This is a genomic window from Mordavella massiliensis, from assembly GCF_016902415.1.
Taxonomy (GTDB): domain Bacteria; phylum Bacillota; class Clostridia; order Lachnospirales; family Lachnospiraceae; genus Merdimonas; species Merdimonas faecigallinarum.
Map to the genome: position 1 here is coordinate 1 of NZ_JACJLV010000077.1, position 5,301 is coordinate 5,301.

5 protein-coding genes are annotated in these 5,301 nt (G+C 45.2%); 2 read left to right on the plus strand and 3 right to left on the minus strand.

What is annotated here, in order from left to right; all coding sequences use genetic code 11:
- The 3 genes from H6A13_RS12485 to H6A13_RS12495 form a co-directional block, all read right to left on the minus strand.
- Positions 1-797: nucleotidyl transferase AbiEii/AbiGii toxin family protein (locus H6A13_RS12485; protein WP_243424799.1), on the minus strand; the 797-nt coding region annotated here is incomplete at its 3' end.
- Positions 794-1,453: a type IV toxin-antitoxin system AbiEi family antitoxin domain-containing protein gene (locus H6A13_RS12490; protein ID WP_204909874.1), complete on the minus strand. Its 660-nt coding sequence runs from the start codon at positions 1,451-1,453 to the stop codon at positions 794-796. The genes H6A13_RS12485 and H6A13_RS12490, both read right to left, overlap by 4 nt.
- Before the next feature lie 216 nt (positions 1,454-1,669).
- A complete protein-coding gene (locus tag H6A13_RS12495; protein ID WP_204909875.1) occupies positions 1,670-2,488 on the minus strand; it encodes an oxamate carbamoyltransferase subunit AllH family protein in 819 nt (272 codons plus the stop codon).
- 329 nt (positions 2,489-2,817) lie between these two features.
- On the opposite strand from H6A13_RS12495, the gene allB reads away from it, so the two are divergent.
- A complete protein-coding gene (allB, locus tag H6A13_RS12500) occupies positions 2,818-4,221 on the plus strand; it encodes an allantoinase AllB (RefSeq protein ID WP_204909876.1) in 1,404 nt (467 codons plus the stop codon).
- Between the two features lie 27 nt (positions 4,222-4,248).
- The coding region (locus tag H6A13_RS12505; protein WP_204909877.1) for an NCS1 family transporter at positions 4,249-5,301 on the plus strand (1,053 nt) is incomplete at its 3' end.

Genomic DNA, 5,301 nt, shown 5'->3' on the forward strand with positions numbered 1-5,301 from the left:
GAAGAATAGGTGATTTCCTTTGCATAAGTATTTTGTGCCTGATATCGTTTCCATAGATCTTGTAGAAAAGATGAGTTTTTTAATGCTGATAGAATGGGTTCTATATCCTGCAAAACAGGTAGAGAGTTCCTTTTTTCTGCTGTTGCGAGGACAGCCTGCTTAAGAAGATTCCAATCTGCATTTTCTTCATATAGCCGATACAAAAGATGCAAGTCATAAAAATCTCTTGCGCGGGTGTTTCCTATATTCCTGCGGATAATCGTCTCATATTTTTCTGCCAGTATTGTTTCTATTGTATAGGCTTTAATTGCTGCCTGGCGGTTGTCAAATAAAAAAGGATAGGAAAATTGGATTTCTCCGGGGATAATTTTATCCCCGGTTGTGATATCGATTTTCATAGGGATTTGCATTTTTCCATAGACAGCCTGGATAGAAGCACGAAAGTTGTTATATTCGTCATCTTCGCGAATGGGGGAGAGATCTAAGAAATGAAATTTTATTCCGTCATCAATGGGTTGGTTTAAAATTTCTATAATGGCTTTTCGGATATTTTTCTCATCCATCGCCAGTCCTTTTACAGTTGTGTCCATATCCATGGTAGTACGTTCTGCAATGCCGAGAATTGCTGAAATCAACAGGCCACCTTTGAGAATGAAATTATCTCGATATGGGGAAACGGCCAGGCGTTCAATGATTCGTTCAAACATAAAGATCTGAAGAGCTTCCTGCGCGTGGATTCCTTTTCTTTTTGCCAGGTTGCGGATAGCTCCTTTCAATTGTTCAGGTGTTTTCATCATAATAATATCTCCATATATTCTTCTACTTTTTTTTCAATATGAAATTTTTTGGCATATTCCATCAGACGGATATAATTACTTTCCTTGGAGGAAAAATATCCTTTTATCGCCTGTGAATAAATTTGTGGATCTGTCTGCCTGCGGATTCGTATCGTATCGCAGATACACCGCTCTTTGTCGTAAATCTTGATTTTCCCACCTTGGGGGGAGATGGTTTCTGTGATTCCGACATTCCACAATGAAGGGATGGTTCTGTGAAAATCTACATTATGCATTTTTTCTTTTAAATAAAATACATTATAATTTTTTGGAACAGTCAGTGAGATCATATGCGGGAAGCGATCTGACAATCCATGGAAATATAAGGCTGTTCCATAAGAGAAAATTCCTTTTTTACATCTGCTTTGCAAGAGGACAAATTCATCATTGTTATTGCCTGAAAAAGAATAGATTCCACGGCTTTCCCGGATCAAAATGCCTTGATCCAGATATTTTTTTAGGATTTCCCGGCGGATGCCGGATTCGGTTACATCTTTTGTATATAAATATCCGTTTTCCCTGGTAAGTTTTTTTAAAGAATTTAAATCAGTCATAGCCTGCACCACCTTTCGTTGAAACTTGATACTATTATAATATAAAGTATCAAGTTTGTACATACAAAAAATAATTTTCTTAAGCATTTATTTTTCGGAGTCTGGCAAAAAAATATGCTGCACGGCGCGAAGATATAATCTGTTTATGTCAGAAGAATACGTAGATAGTAAGATATATGATGAAGGACTTCGAGAAAAGGACCTTTAAACCGATTATTAATGGGATCGGGAATTGTTACGTGGAAGCAGTGGTTTAGCAAAATATAATATTTATTTTTATTACGGGATGCATGTCAGTGCGTAATAGATCCCGCACAGGGTGTCGATCCCGGAGGAGTGTCCAATCTTTGAAAATGCGGTCAGGATCTCATCGGAAGTAACCGCGCCGGAAGATTTTCCAAGGGACACGACGGGCAGGCTGAACTGCCGCTCCAGCGCGCAGGCAAGAAATGCCCGGCTGATGTCGTTGGTATCATGTAGATGGGCGTAAATTTCCTGCCGGAGAGCTGTGGTGAAGGGAAGATTCCAACTATTTGTAAGGATCAGCCCTGCCAGTGCACCGCAGAGGAAGTCGTCGCCGGAGGGGGTCAGGCCGATGCCAAGTCCGGTCAGACGTACAAGAGCCGCAGCCGCGGCTTTTGTCTCTTGTTTTTGAAGGAAAAGCCTGCAGTCTGTCAGGCTTTTTTTTGCTGCCTCCATGATAAGGGAAGCGTTTTTCTGCCGGTCCGGAAGAAACAGGAGCCGGAAGCCCTGGTCATCTGCCTGGCAGATTGCCTGATGGATGGCGGCGGACAATTTCCCGAAACTGCCGGAGAAGGGGGACAGGAACAGATCCCGGACATTTGCCTGGTCCGTCTGAAGGGCAGAGGAAGGGATCTCCATCCCTGGTACGGCTTTCAGCGCGTCCATTCCGGCTTCAGAAAGATCTGTGATCAGGCTGATAGGGGAAAGCGGGGAACCGGCTGTCTGGAGAGCCAGAAGTAAATCCCCGGACTGCAGATTGATGGTTTTCCGGTAGACAGAATGAACGGTCCAGGAGCTGTGCTGCTCCAGGATCGTTTTTGCGTATAGGGAAAGGTCTGTGATCATAATCTGCATAAACGAATGCTCCTTATTCATAATCTTGCATAATGATTCCGTAAACGAAAGGAGAAGATCTCCTGCATACACATTTTAGCAGGAAAAAAACAAAAATACAAAGGCATTTGCAAAAAGGCGATTTTTTACAATAAACGGAGAAATAAAAAAATAAATTTATACACATTAGACAAAAAAATGGAGATTTTTCCCTCTTTTATTCCATTGTTTTTCGGAGAAATTTAGAATAAAATGTTTTTTATAAATAGTGGTTTGGTCGACCTATTTTTATTATTAGTTTAATTTTGTTTAAACTAAAATCAGAAAACTTGATAGGAGGAAAGTTTTTTATGTATGATTTGTTGGTAAGAAATGGTAAACTCGTTACTCCTGACCGCATCTATGAAGCAGACATCGCCATTCAGGATGGCAAGTATGCGGCTTTTCTTGCTAAAGGAACGGAAGCGGAAGCAAAAGAAGTCATCGACGCAAAAGGAAATTATGTATTCCCCGGCATCATTGACTGTCATGCCCATCTGAATGAGCCTGGATTTGAGTATCGTGAAGATTTTGAGACCGGTTCCAGAGCTGCGGTAGTTGCAGGCTGCACCTGCCTGATCGACATGCCTCTGAACAACGATCCGTCTCTGATGAACAAAGAGATCTTTGATCTGAAGATGAGCAAGATCAGCAGACACTCTCTGGTAGATTACGCTCTGTGGGGCGGCCTGGTCGGCGATTTTGACGACAAGCCAGGTTCTGTGAAAAATAACATGAACGATCTGGTAGATCTTCATAACTGCGGCGTTGCTGCATTTAAGGGCTTTACCTGCCCCAACGGCGATCTCTTCCCAACCGTGAATCTTGGAAATGTGAGGAAAGCACTGGAGACCCTGAAACCGTACAATGCACTCTGCGGATTCCACTGCGAGGAGTACGGACAGGTTCTGGAGAGAGAAAAAGAGGCAAAAGCCAAAGAAGGACGGACCAATGAGGAAAAAATCCGGGACTTCCTGGATTCCCACGATGTATGGACCGAGTATGTGGCTACTAAAAATGTCATTGATATGGCAAGAGCCACAGGCGGACGCGTACATATCTGCCATGTCAGCCATCCGATGGTAGCGCAGGTTGTCAAAGACGCGATCCATGAAGGTCTTCCGATCACAGCAGAGACCTGCCCGCATTACCTTGGATTTACAGAAGATTTTGTATTTGAAAAGGGAGCTCCGGCAAAATGTACGCCTCCGATGAGAGACAAAGAAGCTATGGAGAAGCTGTGGGATTACGTGCTGGACGGCACACTTTCCTGCGTAGGCAGCGACCATTCACCGGCAGCTGACGAAGAGAAAGATAATGCGACCAAGGATATCTGGCATGCATGGGGCGGCCTGAACTCTATCCAGTTCTTCCTGCCGATGATGTTTGATATGGTTGTTAACAAGAAGGGCTTAAGCCCCAGCCTGATCGCAAAAGTTATGGATTACAATCCGGCGAAGATCTTCGGTCTGTACGGAAGAAAAGGTGCGTTTGAACTGGGATTCGACGGCGATATCGTGATCGTTGATCCTGAGAAGGCATGGAAGTGCGACCAGACGAAGCTTCTGACCAAAGGCCATGTATCCTGCTTCGACGGACTGGAAGGAAAAGGCGCTCCGGTCTGCACCGTGATCCGTGGAAAAGTTGTCGCTGACGGCGAGACTTATAAAGAGGATGCTATCGGATATGGTGAGTACATCACCCCGGTAAAATAGCAATACATCAAAGGAAGGAGTAAAGAGATGAGTGAAGTAAACACAAACGAAAAACCCAAACAGGAACAGTCATCACTGGCCCCGATTTCCAAGGAAAAGCGAATCATGGGATGGGGATCCAACACCATGCTGTGGCTGGGAGGATGTATTTCCATCGGTACACTGGCACAGGGTTCCGCACAGGTAGAGGCGGGTCTGAACCTGCTGCAGCTGTTCCTGGCCGTTGCCATCGGATCTTTGATCCTGGTAGTGGGCATTGCCCTTAACGACCAGTTCAGTTACAATACCGGCGCGCCATATGCGGTACAGCTCCGAAGCGCATTTGGTACCAAAGGTAACGTAGTGCCCAGTCTGATCCGGGGCCTGCCGGCGATCGTATGGTACGGCTATCAGACCTGGCTTGGAGGCGCTGCGATCAACAACATTTCCATTGCTTTGTTCGGATTTGACAATATCTGGGTCTTCTTTATCGTATTCCAGATCATTCAGATCCTCCTGTCCATCAAGGGATTCCAGGGAGCAAAGATGGTTGGAAATATCGGAGGCGTGGTTATCTCCATTGCCATGATTTATCTTCTGTATCTGTGTATCACAGAGTATGGCGATGTGGTAAGCACCAAGCTGATCGACAAGTCCGGAACCTGGGGCATGCCGTTCGTGGCAGCGATCATCGCATTCTTTGGAAACAGTACCACAGTTATGCTGAATGCGGGCGACTATTCCCGTGAGATGAAGGACGGAATGTCAGTAATGAAGCGTGGATCTTCCTACTTCCTGGCAATGGTTCCTGCAACCATCCTTCTGGGCGTGATCGGAGCCATGGCTTCCACCGCTACAGGCGTTGCAAACCCGATCAATGCATTTGCACAGATGGTTGACAACAAGGTGGTTATGATCGTAACACTGGCGTTCATTATCTTCGCACAGCTGACCACCAACCTGGCAAGTAACGTCATCCCGCCGGCATATGCCTTTATGGATGCATTCAAGATGAAACATAAGACCGCTGTTATCCTGATCGGTATCCTGGCAGTATGTACCTGCCCGTGGATCCTGACCAACGACAGTTCAGCAGGCGGA